This window comes from Psychrobacter sp. LV10R520-6, assembly GCF_900182925.1.
In the GTDB taxonomy this organism is placed as follows: domain Bacteria; phylum Pseudomonadota; class Gammaproteobacteria; order Pseudomonadales; family Moraxellaceae; genus Psychrobacter.
The window spans coordinates 1,739,364-1,757,790 of record NZ_LT900024.1 but is presented as its reverse complement, the minus strand read 5'-3'; the positions used below and the strand labels follow the sequence as shown (position 1 = coordinate 1,757,790).

General features: G+C 42.9%; 13 protein-coding genes and 1 tRNA gene. 8 read left to right on the top strand and 6 right to left on the bottom strand.

Going from position 1 to position 18,427, the window contains the following annotated elements; all coding sequences use genetic code 11:
• The first annotated feature begins 302 nt into the window (after positions 1–302).
• The 5 genes from U1P77_RS07310 to U1P77_RS07290 all read left to right on the top strand — a co-directional run bounded on the left by U1P77_RS07310 (position 303) and on the right by U1P77_RS07290 (position 6,610).
• Entirely contained in the window at positions 303–2,666 is a 2,364-nt protein-coding gene (locus U1P77_RS07310) for a heavy metal translocating P-type ATPase (protein WP_321154388.1), read from the top strand.
• 324 nt (positions 2,667–2,990) lie between these two features.
• Positions 2,991–4,307: a phosphopyruvate hydratase gene (gene eno, locus U1P77_RS07305; protein ID WP_321154387.1), complete on the top strand. Its 1,317-nt coding sequence runs from the start codon at positions 2,991–2,993 to the stop codon at positions 4,305–4,307.
• A gap of 143 nt (positions 4,308–4,450) precedes the next feature.
• Positions 4,451–4,759, top strand: a complete 309-nt coding sequence (locus tag U1P77_RS07300; RefSeq protein ID WP_321154386.1) for an FtsB family cell division protein — start codon at positions 4,451–4,453, stop codon at positions 4,757–4,759.
• 62 nt (positions 4,760–4,821) lie between these two features.
• The gene (ispD, locus tag U1P77_RS07295; RefSeq protein ID WP_321154385.1) at positions 4,822–5,589 is read left to right on the top strand and encodes a 2-C-methyl-D-erythritol 4-phosphate cytidylyltransferase; all 768 of its coding nucleotides are present in this window, start codon (positions 4,822–4,824) and stop codon (positions 5,587–5,589) included.
• 400 nt (positions 5,590–5,989) lie between these two features.
• The gene (locus tag U1P77_RS07290) at positions 5,990–6,610 is read left to right on the top strand and encodes a BLUF domain-containing protein (protein ID WP_321154384.1); all 621 of its coding nucleotides are present in this window, start codon (positions 5,990–5,992) and stop codon (positions 6,608–6,610) included.
• 214 nt (positions 6,611–6,824) lie between these two features.
• Here U1P77_RS07290 and U1P77_RS07285 read toward each other — a convergent pair.
• From U1P77_RS07285 to pyrC, 3 genes are all read right to left on the bottom strand, one after another.
• A tRNA-Glu gene (locus U1P77_RS07285) sits at positions 6,825–6,900 on the bottom strand.
• A gap of 695 nt (positions 6,901–7,595) precedes the next feature.
• Positions 7,596–8,270 carry a ribonuclease T gene (rnt, locus tag U1P77_RS07280; protein WP_321156651.1) on the bottom strand — a complete coding sequence of 225 codons (675 nt, stop codon included), beginning with the start codon at positions 8,268–8,270 and terminating at the stop codon, positions 7,596–7,598.
• Positions 8,271–8,612: 342 nt separating this feature from the next.
• Positions 8,613–9,692 (bottom strand): dihydroorotase, encoded by a 1,080-nt coding sequence (gene pyrC / locus U1P77_RS07275; RefSeq protein WP_414478995.1) that lies wholly within the window; start codon positions 9,690–9,692, stop codon positions 8,613–8,615.
• Between the two features lie 385 nt (positions 9,693–10,077).
• Here pyrC and U1P77_RS07270 point away from each other — a divergent pair, with 385 nt between their 5' ends.
• Positions 10,078–11,316, top strand: coding sequence for an argininosuccinate synthase (locus U1P77_RS07270; protein WP_321154383.1), 1,239 nt, complete (start codon positions 10,078–10,080; stop codon positions 11,314–11,316).
• 129 nt (positions 11,317–11,445) lie between these two features.
• Here the strand turns inward: U1P77_RS07270 and U1P77_RS07265 are convergent, their stop codons facing one another.
• Positions 11,446–12,747, bottom strand: coding sequence for a hypothetical protein (locus tag U1P77_RS07265; protein WP_321154382.1), 1,302 nt, complete (start codon positions 12,745–12,747; stop codon positions 11,446–11,448).
• 137 nt (positions 12,748–12,884) lie between these two features.
• On the opposite strand from U1P77_RS07265, the gene U1P77_RS07260 reads away from it, so the two are divergent.
• Positions 12,885–13,427 carry a L,D-transpeptidase gene (locus tag U1P77_RS07260; protein ID WP_321154381.1) on the top strand — a complete coding sequence of 181 codons (543 nt, stop codon included), beginning with the start codon at positions 12,885–12,887 and terminating at the stop codon, positions 13,425–13,427.
• Between the two features lie 339 nt (positions 13,428–13,766).
• Entirely contained in the window at positions 13,767–14,387 is a 621-nt protein-coding gene (locus U1P77_RS07255) for a nitroreductase family protein (RefSeq protein WP_321154380.1), read from the top strand.
• Positions 14,388–14,509: 122 nt separating this feature from the next.
• Here U1P77_RS07255 and U1P77_RS07250 read toward each other — a convergent pair whose 3' ends face one another.
• The gene (locus U1P77_RS07250) at positions 14,510–16,171 is read right to left on the bottom strand and encodes a CYTH and CHAD domain-containing protein (protein ID WP_321154379.1); all 1,662 of its coding nucleotides are present in this window, start codon (positions 16,169–16,171) and stop codon (positions 14,510–14,512) included.
• A 421-nt stretch (positions 16,172–16,592) separates the two neighbouring features.
• Positions 16,593–18,176, bottom strand: coding sequence for an isocitrate lyase (locus tag U1P77_RS07245; RefSeq protein ID WP_321154378.1), 1,584 nt, complete (start codon positions 18,174–18,176; stop codon positions 16,593–16,595).
• Between the last annotated feature and the right edge of the window lie 251 nt (positions 18,177–18,427).

The window sequence follows — 18,427 nt, the reverse complement described above, 5'->3', positions numbered from 1 at the left end:
ATGCTAAACTACTACTATTGTAGCAACGGGTATCGCTATTTGGCTTATTTAAAGTATGTCTTATCAATATGTTATTTAGTATAATAAAGTATAGGCAAGGCATATTAACTTGAAAAACCTGTTGATGACCTGATTTTAAAGCAAACAGCCTCTTTAATTTAAATTCGTCTTGATACCCATTTCTTAAAATAAACACACATTGATATGTTGGCTACTGACAGGTTTGTACTTGTTACAGCTTCTATTAATAGCTCTTATTTACAACTTCTAGAATTTTATAATCGCCATAACGAGTTTTATCTATGAATGATTCCACCAGTACAGCGACCGACTCCTCTTATAACGTTGAAACCGATATTCAATCAAATATACAAACGCAACCGCAGCGTGCTCATCTGCAGCTGGCGATTGATGGAATGTCGTGTCAGGCGTGTGCGTCACGAATAGAAAAAGTGCTGAATAAGAAGCCTGCTGTCTATGAGGTGAGCGTCAATTTTGCTGGCGAGACTGCCAATGTCGATTATGACCCAACGCAGACCACACCTGAACAAATCACCGAATGGGTCGACAAAACTGGCTTTGTGGCGAACGTGCAAGCAGGTGATGATCTATTTGCACAGACTGATAAGGATACCGCAACACAGTTGCCATGGCGACTGATTGGACTTTGGGTCTGTTTGCTACCGTTTCTAGTCGGCATGGCAGGAATGCTGGTCGGACAAGGTATGGCGTGGATGCCGCCGGTTTGGATACAGTTTGTGTTAGCGACGTTTGTACAGTTCGGACTGGCATTGCCTTTTTATAAAAGCGCTTGGGCCTCTATCAAGGGTGGTCTTGCCAACATGGATGTGCTGGTGGTCCTTGGTACCGTGACTATCTGGGCTTATTCAACTTATATATGGCTCACGTATGGCGATGGCAGTTTGGCGAGTCTGATGCAAAGTGCCACTCATGCCGGCGGTCACGGCTCTGCTAACAGCCCTGAAGTATATTTTGAAGCCAGTGTAATGGTCATTGCCTTTGTGCGTAGTGGTAAATATCTAGAAGAACGTACTAAAAAACATAGCCTAAATAGCATTGATTTATTATTATCGCTCACACCAGATGAGGTCGAGCAGCAACAGTCTAATGGCAACTTTCATATGGTGGCGTTACAAGACGTGCAAGTGGGTGATATCTTGCGCGCCAAACAAGGCAGCCGAGTGGCAACCGATGGTACAGTTATTGATGGTGCTGGCTGGTGTGTAGAAGGTCATCTAACTGGCGAGTCGGTACCGCTCAAAAAAGAACAAGGAGATGAGCTGTTAGCAGGCGCACTAGTCGAAAATGGCAGTTTACTATACCGCGTACGCGCTAAAGGTAGTGATACTAAGCTTGGCGATATGGTACAAGCGTTGAGTGATGCTCAAGGCTCTAAAGCGAAGCTGGCCCGCCTTGCAGATAAAGTAACGGCTATTTTTGTGCCTGTGGTCGTGGCTATTTCGTTAATCACTTTTGGGCTGACGTGGTGGCTGACCGGTATGGTCGATACCGCCTTAATGCATGCCGTATCAGTATTAGTGATTGCCTGTCCTTGTGCGCTTGGTCTAGCAACTCCAGCCGCTATTATGGCAGGTATGGGTGTGGCAGCGCGTCATGGGGTATGGTTTAAAGATGCGCAGAGTTTAGAAGCTGCAGGCGATATCGATACCGTGGTGCTCGATAAAACAGGCACTTTAACCCTTGGTAAGCCCACTATCGTCGATCAAGTGATGGTTGATAAATCCTTAGCCGTTGACGATGTGCTCCAGCTAGCCGCCAGTGTTGAAGCTCATGCCAGCCATCCATTGGCTACTGCCTTAATTAACGTCGCCAATGAGCGCCAGCTCCCGTTATTACCGGTAATCGATATTAGCGTGGTTAAAGGTGCGGGTATCCAAGCGCAAATCGAAGGTCTTGGTGTGGTTAAAGTCGGCACAGCAGAATTTGCCAATTTCACGCTACCAAAGATGATGCCAAAAGTATGGCAAATCGCCAGTACCGTGGCAATCAGTATCAATAACGAGCCATTAGGGGCTTTTGCTTTGGCTGATGATTTAAAGGCTGATACTCCGCAAGCAATTACGGCGCTACAAGATGCGGGTATTGATGTGATCTTGATGAGTGGTGATAAGCAATCTGTCGTTGATCATGTGGCAGAGCAATTGGGTATTAAGGCTGCTTATGGCAAAATGAGCCCACGTGATAAAGCCAGTCAAATTGCTAAATTACAAACAGCAGGCCGTAAAGTAGCGATGGCAGGGGACGGCGTTAATGATGCGCCAGCTATGGCGACCGCTGATGCCAGCTTTGCCATGTTTGAAGGCACCGATGTGGCACAGCACAGTGCTTCGGCGCGTTTAATGGGCGAATCATTGATGCATATTGATGCTGCACAAAAAATCGCCCATGCCACCATACGCAATATCAAACAAAATTTATTTTTTGCCTTTATTTATAATTGCCTTGGGATTCCATTGGCCGCCTTTGGCTTTTTAAACCCAATGATTGCTGCCGCAGCGATGGCCCTCAGCTCTATATCAGTATTGATGAATGCGCTACGACTAACGCGCTTTAAAACCGAGGTTGAGCTGGATAATACCGTGACAATAACTAAGCAAGACGCACAGCAGCCAACCTCTGTATAATCGGCTGAACACAAGATGATATCCATAAAGATATCAGCGTTATTATTAAGCTTATAATCAAGCTTAATAATAACTTTAATCCATAATGGTTCGCATTAAGATAGGCGATGTTTAATTCAATTTATGCTATGATGCCAGGCACTATAGCTTGTTGTCTATATACTCAAACGACTGCTAACCGCACTCATAAGTTGCTATCTAAATAGACATTTGATGCTATTTTTGGTAGGCGAGCTATACAATTATTTGCACTACCTTTGTTATAATTGATTGTCCCTTTTTTATCTCACAAACTTGGCATGACCAAAGGAATTAACAGACACTATGTACGCTGAAGAAACCAACAACGTCACCGCAATTAAAGACATTCGCGCCCGTGAGATTTTAGACTCGCGCGGTAACCCAACGATTGAAGCCGACGTTATCTTAGCTGATGGCACCGTTGGACGTGCCGCAGCGCCAAGTGGCGCATCAACGGGTTCACGTGAAGCGCTAGAGCTGCGTGATGGCGATAAAGATCGCTATATGGGTAAAGGGGTCAAAAAAGCCGTTGCCAATGTGAATAGCCAAATCCGCAGCGCTTTAATGGATAAAGACGTAACTGAGCAGCAAAACATCGATGACGCTATGATTGCGCTTGATGGGACGGAAAATAAAGACAGTCTGGGTGCCAATGCTATGCTTGCGGTATCGCTTGCTGTTGCAAAAGCGGCCGCACAGGCACAAAGCCTGCCGTTACATCAATATATCGCCAATTTGCGTAATCAAACCTCGCTGACCATGCCCGTACCGATGATGAATATTATCAATGGTGGCGAACACGCGGACAACACGGTCGATATTCAAGAGTTTATGATTGAGCCAGTCGGTTTTAGTAGCTTCTCAGAAGCATTACGTGCTGGTACTGAAATCTTCCATAGCTTAAAGTCAGTGCTAAAGTCTCAAGGCTTTAGTACGTCAGTGGGCGATGAAGGCGGTTTTGCCCCTAATTTGCGTAGCAATGAGGAAGCCATCACCGTCATTATGCAGGCGATTGAGCAGGTTGGTTATAAGGCAGGGGAAGACATCCACTTAGCCCTAGATTGCGCCGCCAGTGAGTTCTATAAAGACGGTCAATATATCTTGGCAGGTGAGGGCAATAAAAGCTTTGACAGTCAGGAGTTCTCTGATTACCTAGTTAATCTTACGCGTCAATATCCTATTATTTCAATCGAAGATGGTCTTGATGAGTCAGATTGGGACGGTTGGAAATATTTGACTGAACAAATCGGCGATAAAGTTCAACTGGTCGGTGATGATCTATTCGTAACCAACCCTGCCATCTTGCAAGAAGGCATTGATAAGCATATTGCTAATGCCATCTTGATTAAGTTTAATCAAATTGGCACGTTATCAGAAACGCTAGATGCCATCTACTTAGCAAAGAATAACGGTTACGCGACTATTATCTCACATCGCTCAGGTGAAACTGAAGACAGCACCATCGCTGATTTGGCGGTCGGTACAGCAGCAGGTCAAATCAAAACGGGTTCGCTCTGCCGCTCGGATCGTGTGGCAAAATATAACCAACTACTCCGTATTGAGCAACAAGTGCGCGCCAGTTATCGTGGCCACGAAGAGTTTATCGGTCTGCGGGGTTAAAACGGTCAAGCCAACTAGCTCTTAAAGCTGAATAACTTCAGTACACAGCTAAGCAATATATGACTGTTTTTATGAGATTGTATATTGCCTAGCGAGTTCAGCTAATTTTAACTTTACCTTTATTCGTTTGGCGTTGTTCTCTTATGAAATACTTTAGCCAGTTCATGTTACTTGCTTTGGCCGTTGCGATGCTACTAGGGCTGCAATATCAGTATTGGCTGGGTGAAAATGGTCACTTTGCGAGTAAGAAATTGCTTACTCAAGTCGCCGATCAGCAGCAGCTAAATGACAATCAAGTCACTGCAAATAATCTGCTACGTACTGATGTCTATGATCTAAAAAATGGACTTGAAGCGGTAGAAGAGCATGCGCGTTTAGATTTAGGACTCATCAAGCCCAATGAGACTTTTGTACAAGTATCAACAGCACCAACGACGTACAGTCGTTATTAACAAGTCGCTGTAACCCTTTCTATTGTTCTACTTCCGTTCACCCATACTTTGAATATCTAACCATGAACTCTAAACCCTATGTACATGCCATGATCGTTGCTGCTGGCCGCGGTAGCCGTTTTGGTGCGTCTGTAGCCAAGCAATATCTGCCACTTAACGGTCAAACGTTGCTGCAACATAGTGCCGCAAGACTAGCGGGTAGTGCCACTATTCACAATTGTCTATTGGTCATCTCGGCAGAGGATAACACGGCACAACGTTTAGATTTTGCGCTGCCAGTGTGGTATGCCATTGGTGGGGCTGAGCGTTGGCAGTCAGTATATGCTGGGGTACAAGCTATTATTGAAAAAGGGGCCGATGATAGTGATTTAATCTTGATTCATGATGCTGCGCGTCCTACGGTACCACTTCGCGATATTGATCAAGTCATTGAAGCCGCAAAACTAGAGCCTTATGGCGCCATTTTAGCCAAACCTGTTGCTGATACCTTAAAAGAGTCCCAGTATCAGGCGCATACCCGATGCACAGCTCAATCCAAGCCTATAGATGAAGATGCAGGCAACCTGCACTATTATACCAAGCGTACTATTGACCGCAAGGGTCTGTGGCAGGCACAAACCCCGCAAGTATTCCGTATTGGACAGTTACGCCGCGTGCTTGTTTACGTAGCTGAGCATAATCTTGATATTACCGATGAGGCAAGTGCCTTTGAGCATTTAAATTTGCCTATCCGTCTTGTGACTGGTAGCCGTCAAAATATCAAGCTCACTTATCCTGATGATGCTACCTTAGTATCTGCCATTCTTACTGCACAATCGTCAGCGTTGTAAGTCAGTTCTATAATCGCTGAATACCAGCCCTTAGTATAAGCATTCAATATAGCTACTAAACGCTGCATACTTGTGTCGGCTTGTTTTTATGTATCTGTCTTTATTGTCTCTTGCTATTTCTCTTTTTGTTCCTCATCTTCGATACATGATATTTTATGAATACAAAATAACGCTGAAATTTTCGCAATTATAACAATTTATTGTTGTCTTATCGTAATAATTTGCTTTGTTGGCTGAACTAATTTATGATGTAACTAATCTCATACAACAAATATAAATACTTACCAAATCAATAAGATACCAAGATAATTCTGCACTCCTATTTGTCTTGACTCTATATTTTTTCTAACCCTTGTATCGTTGTCTCAGTTAAATTCATTTAATAATAGGGAGAATCTGAGTGTCATCAATTAATAATAATTCTGCAAATCCAGTAATTACAGAGCTTTACCAGCTTGTATATATAAGCCGCATTACCTCGACGGGTCTGTCAGGTGCTAGTACGCTTAATGATATTGCCAAAATCTCTGTAAAAAATAATAAAGCAGATGATATAACGGGCGTTCTTTGCTATGGCAATGGTTATTTTTTTCAATGTATAGAAGGGTCAGAGCAGGCACTAACCAACCTAAAAAATCGCTTATTATTAGATGATCGGCATAAATATTTACAAATCTTAGAGTTTTCAGAAATTGATAAACGACGTTTTACGCGCTGGTCGATGCGGTCTATTATACTTGAACGTTGGATGACTACTGATCCCAAAGTAAAAGCGCTAATGCCGTTTAAACCCTATAGCTGGAGCAATGAACAGGGGCGACAGTTTTTAGATTTTTTACAAGGCTATTACGAAGAACAAAAAAATATGGGAAAGGTTCATATTGATGATCAACCCGTCAAATATAGTGCATTGGGTTTAACATTAAGTAAAGTCATGGGGCAACACCAAGCTTTCTTTCTGATTCAAAGCGTACTAGGTGCGCTGATTGTGTTGACGCTACTTTGGTTTATGCTGTCATAAGTTTTAAGTTATTTGTTAAAGATGTTTTGTCTTAAAGCCAGCACAAAGTCATAGAAGCCAGCATAAATTGCTGGCTTTTTGTATGTTATAAAAGCGCGATGAATGATAAAGCAGTCAGATATAAAAAACAGACGGACATAAAAAACCCTCAAAATCTTATAGATTTTGAGGGTTTTGAAAGTGCTATTAATATAATTAGTAGCGCTTTAATATTTGGCGTCCCCAGGGGGGTTCGAACCCCCGTTACCGCCGTGAAAGGGCGGTGTCCTAGGCCTCTAGACGATGGGGACTAGTAACGCGCTTCAGCTGCTTTCACCTTTTATGCTGAAGTGGTGCGTATTCTAATGGCGTCTACGTCTTCTGTCAAGCCTTTTCCTTCTTCTTTTTAAGATTAAGTATCTTTTTCTGATAGCACGGCGCGGATGTAGGTCATTATTCTTTAAATGATGACGAATCCATAAAGAAGTGCAAACGCTTATGGTCAAAGCGAGCATCATATAACCGATAATGGTTCCCCATACCATATAATGTGGTTCCATGGCAAAGTCCCTCCTGTTAAGCCAGTAATAGCGTATAAGGTGCTATTAAGGCAGCGTGAGCAACTTAAATCATCTATTGGACATACGGCGTCCTCAGAGACAAAACAATAATTAATAAGCGAACTATCAATTCCATTTAGACAGTACAAAATAACTGGTTGGGCTGACAGTTAACTTGCTTATCATTGTATTAACCATATCCATATTGATTTAGAAGTCAGAATAAAAAAGTTATAAATTTAACAAATCAATAGCATTGCTTTCTAATAACTAATTATAAGTATAACGCGACTCTCAACTTAATATAGGCTATCGTAGGCTGGCGCTTTTAGCCCAGTCAATCGTAACCATTTGCCAAAAATGCTGGGCTAAAGCCACAGCCTACGCCAAAAATTATGATAGTTGAGAGTGGGGTAAGTATAATTTAAAAAATACAGTCGTATTGTTTAGTTGTTGTCGCTATTCTTTGATGGGTCTTCAATTAACGTGTCTTGAACGGGCGCTACATGTAAAGCATTGGGCAGCATAGGATAGTTGTTAAGAATATGGCAAAATAGTTCAGCAGTCTTTTGGGTATCATACAGTGCTGAATGGGCGTTGTTGCCATCAAAATCAAGGCCTGCTGCTTTACAGGCGCGTGCCAGAACCGTTTGGCCAAATGCCAGCGCCGCTAGGGTGACGGTATCAAATACTGAAAACTGATGAAAAGGGTTGTGATTTTTACTATTGGTACGCAGTACTGCGGCATTTAAAAAGGCCAAATCAAAATGGGCGTTATGACCGATTAAGACGCATTGGCGACAGTCTTCATCGCGGCGCACTTCTTTAAGGCCTTTAAAGATACGTCTTAGGCCCATCTTTTCATCTTCAGCGATTGCTTTACGCATTGGGTTTTTAGGGTCGATACCGGTAAAGGCTAAGGCGCTGGGCTCTAGATTCGCTCCTTCGAACGGCTCGATATGCGCATTCAAGGCGTCGCCTGGATAAAACACACCATGTTCATCTAATAAGATAGGAATACAAGCAATCTCTAACAGAGCATCGGTCTGTGCATTGAAGCCCGCAGTCTCCACATCAACGACGACAGGCAAAAACTTGCGAAAGCGCTCTTTTAAGGCCATCGGTGCCGAGGTTTCTGCAGATGATGTATCTTCATTTATATTCGCATGGCTACTGTTGGCATTGCTATTATTCTCATTAATACTAAGAGCGGCACTTTTATTAAGATCATTGCTCGGCGGCATATTTGATGAGTCATCTATAGGTAAGGCATTGTTGTTTGAGGTGGTCATATCAAGTTAAATCGCTTATATCGGTCGTACTGTATATTGAAATGCTAAGTATATTGAAAAGATGGTTATATTAAAATACGGGTTGTATTAAAACGATGCGTATATTAAAAATAAATAAGCGCCCGATAATATAAACATTAAGCTCATATTATCGGGCAAAGTTAAGTATTATTACGCCTTAATAGACCAAGGTAATATGTCACCTGCCATGAGCGGTGTGAGCGTTGATCCATCAAAATAAGGATAAGCAGCAGGGACTTGCATGGGCGTATTAATTAAGGTAACCGTGTTTTCATTCACTGGTAGTCCATAGAACTGCGCGCCAAAGCGGCTGGCAAAGCCTTCAAGCTTATCTATTTTGCCGACACTATCAAAAGCAGTAGCGTACAAGGGTAAAGCAGTCGCCGAGCTATAGCAGCCCGCACAACCGCAAGCCGCTTCTTTTTTATCAGTAGCATGCGGTGCTGAATCCGTTCCTAAGAAAAATTTCGGATTTCCGCTAGTGGCGACGTCTAATAACACTTTTTGATGTGATTCGCGCTTTAAAATGGGCAAACAATAAAAATGTGGCTTGATGCCGCCCAGTAACAGATGATTACGGTTGAGCAGTAGATGCTGCGGGGTAATGGTTGCTGCAATGTGATTACCTTGAGCAAGGACGAAGTCAGCCGCATCACTGGTCGTAATATGCTCCAACACAATCTTTAATGTTGGGAATTTCATGATAATTTGCGCCAGTACTTCGTCCAAAAAACGCTTTTCACGGTCAAAAATATCAACATGATCGTGAGTCACTTCACCATGTAGTAGCAGAGGCAAGTTATATTTTTCTAGCGCTTCAAACACATCGACGCAGGCATTGATATTGGTCACGCCATCAGCGGAATTGGTAGTCGCGCCGGCAGGATAAAGCTTGACCGCTTGCACGATACCAGACTGCGCCGCCAGTTCAATATCTTGCGCGGTCGTGCGATCAGTCAGATACAAGGTCATACGGGGATCAAAAGCCGCTTTGCGCTCAGCAGTCAAGTCACTGGCTTGTAGATGCTGCAAAATACGCTCGCGATACGCACGGGCATCATCAGCTGTTTTTACTGGCGGCACTAGATTTGGCATACAAATGACGCGGTTAAAGCTGTTAGCGGCATGAGGCACTGTGGTTGCCAGCGCTTGATCATCACGCAAGTGAATGTGCCAGTCGTCTGGCTGGAGGATGGTTAACTCTGTAATCAAATCGGTAGTCGGGTTCATGGCGCTCTATATCATAAAATACGGGGATAAGGGGAAGTGGTGCAGGGCTGATAATAATGAGTTTAGTATGTGGTTATCATAACAGATTTGCCTGCTTGACTAAATATGCGGCTAAAGAACTATACATAATTTGTTGGTAGGCCTATAAGCTACTATTTAATTCAGTATCTATTTTACCAACCTACCTACCTTACCAACCTGCTTTATCAACATCAGTATCTAACTTACTTTAGGGCGTATTGAAGCCAAAACCTAGTGTTGCAGGGCTGTGGTACTTTTGCCTATAGTAAATATGATGTACACTGAGTAAGTAAATTAAATTTTGATTGATTCTGCCGTATTATTTTTATGTTCTATAACTAAATTCTCATATTAGGAGTTATTCATGGCTCAGCTTGATCCGAAAAATATTAATAAAATTGTCTTGGCCTATTCTGGTGGTCTTGATACGTCCATTATCGCTAAATGGTTACAAGACACTTATGATGCCGAAGTGATTACTTTTACTGCTGACATCGGTCAAGGTGAAGAAGTTGAGCCGGCACGTGCCAAAGCTGAAGCGATGGGTATCAAAAGCATCCATATTGAAGACTTACGCGAAGAATTTGCGCGTGATTATGTGTTCCCGATGTTCCGTGCCAATGCCATTTATGAAGGTGAGTATTTACTAGGCACCTCTATTGCTCGTCCTCTTATTGCCAAGCGTTTGGTTGAGCTTGCCAAAGAACACGGCGCTGACGCTATCAGCCATGGTGCAACGGGTAAAGGTAATGACCAAGTAAGATTTGAGCTGGGCGCAGTCGCTCTATCCCCAGATGTGGTCACCATTGCGCCTTGGCGTGAGTGGGATTTATCCAGCCGTGAAAGCTTGATGCAATACGCCGAAGAGCATAATATTCCTATCGACTATGCCGGTAATAAGACCAAGTCTCCGTATTCAATGGACGCCAACTTATTACACATCTCTTATGAAGGGGGCATTCTAGAAGATCCTTATGCCGAAGCAGAAGACGATATGTGGCGCTGGTCTGTCAGCCCAGAAGAAGCGCCAGATAAAGCGCAATATCTAGAATTAGAGTATGAAAAAGGCGATATCGTTGCTATCGATGGTGAGCGGCTTAAACCGTACGAGATTATGATCAAGCTGAATGAAATCGGTGGCAGTCATGGTATCGGACGTTTGGATATTGTAGAAAACCGTTATGTGGGTATGAAGTCACGTGGCTGCTATGAGACTCCAGCAGGTAACATCATGCTAAAAGCGCATCGCGGTATTGAATCATTAACGCTAGACCGTGAAGCTGCGCATCTAAAAGATGAGCTGATGCCACGCTATGCCAAAATTATCTATAACGGCTATTGGTTCAGCCCTGAGCGTATGATGCTACAGGCTTTGATTGACAAGTCACAAGAATATGTCAATGGTACGGTTCGCCTGAAGCTATATAAAGGCGCTGTGAGCGTAGTCGGTCGTAAATCAGACGATTCACTATTTGATGAAAAAATCGCTACCTTTGAAGACGATGCTGGCGCGTATGATCAAAAAGATGCGGAAGGTTTCATCCGTCTTAATGGTCTACGTTTGGCGATTGAAGCCAGTCGTGGTCGTGATTTGTCTAAATAGTTTTGCCAAACGAATAAACTAAATAGAGTATAAAATAAAAAAACAGAGGCGCAAAGTCTCTGTTTTTTTATTGCCAATAATATAGCTTTAATGCCTTAGATTTTCTTTGTCTTTATTTAAGATTTTTATCTAATTTTTTTCTGCCTCTTTGGTTTTATCTTCATCATTTACTTTCACAATAGCCACATCTTGTTGCTGACGCTCTTCAGCAAGGTCCTGCTTTAATACTACTACAGTCGCTGGTATCGCACCATTAGATTTCTTCATTTGGTACTTTAGGGTAGCAAGCCCGCCAAGACTACCAATCACTAGAATGATGATAAGGATAATAGGATTTTTCCACAGCGGCAACGGTGCATCGTATTTAATAGGGGTCTCGCTAGTGGTAGCCGGAGTATTGTCGTTATTACCACCAATTAACCCTAAGCTGACCAGTGGTGGGGTCGGCGGGGTAGTCGGTTCAGAGGTGATGCGCAGCCGATTGCGATGCAAGTAGATGTCTGAAATCTTAGCCAGTTGCAATAGCCAGCGTTGGTGCGGTAAAACGATGGCTGGCATCTGTGCGAACATTAATAAGTCGTTATGCCGACCCTGTTGGGTGTTCTCTGATGAGCGACCGATGACTTTTAAGTAATTGGCTGTGGCTTGTTGCATATCTTGTGCAGGTTCATGATTATCGGGCTTAAATGTTGTCAACTCATACCAGTAAGAATCAAAAGGGGGCGGCGTACTTATTAGCTGATCAGAGTCTAGTTGGCTAGACTCTAGCCGCTCAGTTTTTAGCTGCTCAGACTCTAGACTGTTGTCTTCTGTTCCTGTCATTGTTGATTTTGTCGGTATGGTATCTCCTTCGACATTAGCGTCTTTGTTATCCGTATCTGTTGATGTTACAGGCCCGATTGGTTCAATAGCCGTAAAACGCGCTTTTGATAAAAATTGTGGCTGCAAAGCAAACCATTTATTTATCTCATCGTTATCAAGCTGACTGTAGTCGGTCAAGATAGCCAATTCACGCAGGACGATGACGCATAAACAGGTCAGTAAGGTTTGCGCTTGCGGCGTAGTCGCATCAATTTGTGTAGCAATATGCTCGCTTGCTTTAATGACCCGTGCGCTATCACCAAAGAGAGCACTAGCCGCATCATGACGATGGTATAAGGTAGCCTTGATGGTCGCAAAGTTCATAGAGTTGTATTGCCGCAGCTCTTTAACCGCACTACGACCAAAGAGCTTTTTTCTAACCGCTTGACCCTTATGAAGCTGTTGAGAAGAAAGTAAAGTACTGACGATTGCTTGCAAGCTGGCACCAAGCGCAAGATGCGTTTGCGGTAATGACAGCTGAGCAGCATCTGCCAATAATGGTACCAGGGGCTGGATATCTTGATATAAAAAATCATACATCGACACACGTGTCGGTGAAATAGACGTCATAATCTGCTAGCATCAGAAAGTGTGCCCCTATATTACGGTGCCAACTGCCTTGATACAATCCCTTAAAATCAGATTTTTTATTAGTTTATAAAGACTTTTAGCTACAATACCTTTTGATAATAGCCGGACCGCCATTTATGACACCAGATAATAAGCCGAGCACGCAGCTCATAGTTAACATTGCTCAGCAGACCTTGACGTTATTTCAAGCGCATACTGAGGTTTGCTGCTATCCTATCTCAACTGCCAAAAATGGCATTGGTAGTCAACAGGACAGTGGACGTACGCCACTGGGTGCGCACGTTATTGCCCAAAAAATAGGCAACAATGAGCCAATAAATACAGTATTTATCGGGCGATTAGCTACAGGCGAAATCCACAGCGCGACTTTAAGCGCCCAGCACCCTGAACGTGATTGGATACTAAGTCGAATTTTATGGCTAAGCGGGCTTGAGGCTGGCATTAATAAAGGCAATAATAGCCAAGGCGGCTGCGATACTTACGAGCGTTATATTTACATTCACGGCACGGCTGATAATGAACCTATGGGTGTACCGCGCTCACATGGCTGTGTACGTATGCGCAATCAGGATATTATTGAGTTGTTTGCACAGGTAGATGAGGGCACTCCTGTTTTTATTGTTGATAGTGTTAATGATGTTAGCGGCATTGCTGAATAATCGGCAGCTTTGACAATCGGTGAGATGTGTTGTTATAGAAGTCTACTAACTTCTTAGCGTCATAAAAGCCAAGTTTACAAGACACACTTACAAGGTTATTTATAAAATATAATTTAACAATAACGTATTAGCGTTAAGTTGATTGCTATAATACTCATTAGTATTTTGAGTGCTTGAAGTTTTGATTGATTCAAAAGTATTTTTATCCATACATTTTATACCCCTACTATCTACGTCGAAGTATTTATAACTCGTAAGAGTATAAAACCTATCTATAACGCTAATTTTTATAATGCTACTTTATTAAACGTATTAACAATTACTACAAGGATAATAAAAATGACTCGAGCCAGTCTAGTAACCCTACAACAAGCTTTTGATGAACGCCGTACTATCTATGCTTTAGGTAACGATTTACCAGTAGATCCACGGGCGATTGTTAATATTGCTGAGCGCGTGCTACTACATACGCCGTCTGCCTTTAACTCGCAGTCCTCGCGACTCATTGTGTTATTTGATGAGCAGCATAAACAGCTGTGGGATATTACCGAGAATAAGCTGCGTCAGGAAGTCGGTGATGGTGACTTTTCGAGTAGCAAACAAAAAATGGATAGCTTCCGTGCTGGGGCAGGAACGGTATTGTTTTTTGAAGATGAAGAAGTTGTCAAGTCGTTACAAGATAAGCTTGCGCTATATGCCGATAAGTTCCCCATATGGGCGCAGCAGACTTCAGCGATGCACCAGTATGCTATGTGGACAGAACTACGTACATTAGAGGTTGGTGCGAGTCTCCAGCATTATAACCCGCTGATTGATAAAGATGTCGCCGCAGCGTTTTCGGTTCCTGATCATTGGGAGCTGGTTGCGCAGATGCCGTTTGGCAGTATTGTTGAGCCTGCTGGCGAAAAAACCTATCAGCCCCTTAATGAGCGTATGAAAGTGTTTGGATTAAATGATTAAGCATCTAGCACGGTACTGTTTTTAGATTGGCTTAACTCTAACCATAAAAAAGACAGCTCACATTAGTGATGCTGTCTTTTTTATGGTTAATGATAGCGCTCCAAAAAATCACACCATTTGCGTTACCAAAACGTAGGTCTATCTTGAATACGAGCCAGCCGTTTTTGCAAGCGGTTACGATCATTTTTTAACGTTGCCGCAAACCATCCCGCTCCATATAGCGCGTTAGGATCGGTTAGCGATTTTTGCTGATAGCACTGTTGGTAGTATCTATGATCTTGATATTGTCCCAGCGATTTTTGTGCTTTTATTAAGCGCTTAAGCCAGCGTTTGCTTTTCTTTTTAGAATATAATGGTGCCGCAAACTCACTCAGATAACGTAAGTCTTTAAGATGACGGCGTACTTTATGCACAGGATTGGAGTCCAAATCATCAGAAACTAAGCTATTACGCTCTGCATTGTCAGCCTCTAAGTCATCTAAATCCAAATAATCGGGCGCTAAGTCATCGAAATCCTGCTCAGCTTTGAGTAGTTTTATATGTTTTTTTGCTAATATCTTTGGCAGTTTATCTATAGCGAGCGTAGATGCTTGGGGCTCAGTGCTGGGGTCGCTCATGGTAAATTCGATAAGCTCCAGTAGGGTAAGCTGAAAGTCATTGGCTCGTACCGCGTCAATAGGCTTAACTTTGATCCGCTCAATATTCTCAGTCCAATCTAGGCTAGGCGCGCCGTGTTGCTGTAACTTGGGTTCGATAGTCGTTGCTAGATGAGCAAGCTCGCGGTAGTCACCGAGTAGGGTTGCCGTTTGTTTTAGTATAGAATGCCATTCTGTATTTAGCTGATCTGAGAATTTTTTAAAGGCTTTTAAGGCAATATGTAGGCGACGGAGGCCAATCCGTAGCTGTAGAACGTGTTCGTTATCTTGGCTACCGGCCGCGATAGCACTACTGTTCGGTAATATTTGTAGCAGACAATTATGCACTGCTGCGCGTACAAAGGTAGGCATGCTGCTGTCTTGATCTACATTTAAATGCTTAAGGTCAGCGCAAACTGCTGGGCTATAGTTTTCCCCTTTAATCAGCAAACCACCACGCTCAGCTTTGGTTACTGTAGACAAGCATAGCTTATAACGCTTACACCATAGTTTGGCAGTCGCAAATAAAAACTCCAGCTCACCTGAGACCAGCTCAAACTCAATTTCGTGTATATCTTGGCATTGGGAATCGTCATTACCGTGGATAATTTGACCAATATCATAAGCGACTTCAATCGTACTACTTTTTTTGCTACGGTTTTCTTCGTTGCTGTCTTCGTTGCTGTCTTCGTTGCTGTCTTCGTTAGTGCTGCTTTCTTTACTACTGTCATCTTCTAGCAAGCGCGTGGTGCGCTGCACATCAGTCATATACTGACGTGTTAATTTTTTTGCCAGTTTTTTAAGCTTAAAGTCAGCCAGTGCCGGCGCGATGGCAGGGTCTTCATAAAGTATCAAATCAGGCATTAATTCATCGGCATCGAGCATCGCTTGTACGTGTTCATTATCTAAGATTGTATTGTGCTCTAAGCGTGCCGCAATGCCATCGCCGCCTGCCTTAATGGTTTGTACCCAAGCATCGCCTTCTTGACGAATACGCAGACCGATACCAGCCTGTGCCAAATCTTGCTCAGGCGTATCGTAATAATGAGCCGCCATGTGAATATCTTGTGAGGACTTGACCTTAGCTTGCCGCATCAGCCCTTTTAATCGCGCTGGAGGGATTAAAAACTTCAGTTCTATTTCTTGCATGGTAATGTCCTCTATAGTGGTAAGGGCTGTTAATTCAATAACGTAATTCAGTAACGGTATTGAGTAAAGGCATTATATGTGAGCTGTCTCTACTTTATCGTAGGCGACAAGCGTACCTTTAACAAGTCTCAATGTGAGTTTGATTAAATTTTTTATTATGTTTAACGTAAGTGGCTATAGTCGATTCAATCTAAAAACGATACAGTGCTACTGGGATGCTACTGTAACAAACGTTTTGCAGCCTCTGTCCCGCTTGCGAACCGCACGCCAGAAAAGTTTATACCAGTAGCACGTTGCTATACACGACTCTCTTTTATTGTGAACTAACTATATCTTTTTTATTGCTCACAAAAAAGCCGCTCTACATTATGTAGAGCGGCTTTTAGTTTTCTTCTAACAGTTACTTATAACATAGTAGTTATTAGAACTGGTTCATGGTGTTCTTACCGCCGCCAGCTTTTAGCGCGTTGTCACCTGAGAAGATTTCTTTATGGTCATCACCAAGATCAGATCCAGCCATGGCTTGATGCTTAACACAAGCGATACCTTCACGGATTTCTTTACGTTGTACGCCCGCAGCATAAGCAAGCATACCGTCTTCACCGAAGTAGCCTTTGGCAAGCTCATGCACGCTAAGCGCGGTAGTATGATAAGTAGGCAAGGTGATCAAGTGATGGAATACACCCGCTTCACGTGAGGCATCACGCTGGAATCTCTTAGCGGCTTCATCAGCGGCTGTATCAAGGTCAGTACCGTCGTAATCAGCACTCATCAAGTCATCTTTATTGTATTTCGAGATGTCTTTACCTTCTTCTTCCCATGTTGCGATTATTTGCTTACGGAAGTTTAGGGTCCAGTTAAATGATGGGCTGTTGTTATAGACCAGTTTCGCTTTTGGCTGTTGTTCTTTAATGCGATCTACCATCATTTTGATGTGCTCAACGTCTGGCGTTGGGGTCTCAATCCATAGTAAATCAGCACCGTTCTCTAAGGCAGTAACACAGTCAAGCACGACACGGTCAATGTTAGTGTTTTCACGGAACTGGTATAGACCGTTTGCTAAGCGTACAGGGCGTACTAGTTTGCCATCATGCTTAAGCAAGCTGTCGTTTTCTTTGGCATCAGCAAGCGTCACTTCTTCCATATCGATGAAGTCGATATATTTAGAGGCCAAATCACCCGCTTCGTTTGATACTGGGATTTTCTGCGTTAATGATGCGCCTTCAGAGTCAGTACGGGCAACGATGATACCGTCTTCAACGCCAAGCTCTAAGAATGCATAACGAAGGGCATTGATTTTTGCGATGTAGTCTTCATGTGGTACGGTGACTTTACCAGCTTGGTGACCACATTGCTTGGCATCAGATACTTGGTTTTCGATTTGTAGGGCACAAGCACCGGCTTCGATAATCTGTTTGGCCAATAGATAAGTCGCTTCTTCGTTACCGAAACCGGCATCGATATCAGCAATAATTGGCACCACATGTGAATCGAAGTTTTCAATTTTTGCTTGAATCTCTTTGGTGTCTTGACCGGCTTCTTCAGCAGCATTTAGCTCGCGGAAGTAATCGTTCAATACTTTAGCATCGGCTTGACGCAAGAAGGTATAAATCTCTTCTACTAGTTTTGGTACTGACGTTTTTTCGTGCATAGATTGATCAGGTAATGGACCAAACTCAGAACGTAGGGCTGCAACCATCCAACCTGATAAGTAGATATAAGTTTTTGCAGAGGTCCCAAAGTATTTTTTCTTAGCATACATAGTTTGTTGAGCAATAAAACCATGCCATGCACCTAAAGACTGAGTGTACTGTGATGTATCATTGTCATAGTCTTCCATGTCTTGGCGCATGATACCTGCAGTATATTTCGCAATTTCTAAACCGGTCTTAAAACGATTTTGTACCATCATACGTGCGGCATCGGTCTCACTGATGTTTTCCCAATTGCCATGTTTTTGCTTTAGTTCACGTACTAAATCGATTGCTGATGTATAAGTTGACATCTAGACTTCTCCTTGGTGGGGTATTAAAGATTAATGCACAAAAAAATAAGTGATAAAAATGATCATAACTAGGTGTGCATTATTTGCATGGGACTTGCAGAGGTTACGATTACATTGATTGCAATGAGACTCAATGTTTGCTGGCATGACTAAGTAAGAATGTATTGAAGTTCAATCCATAAACTACGAATAGTAATTTGTCATAAATCTTAGCCCTATTACCCTAAACAGACCTGCTGATAAATACAAGG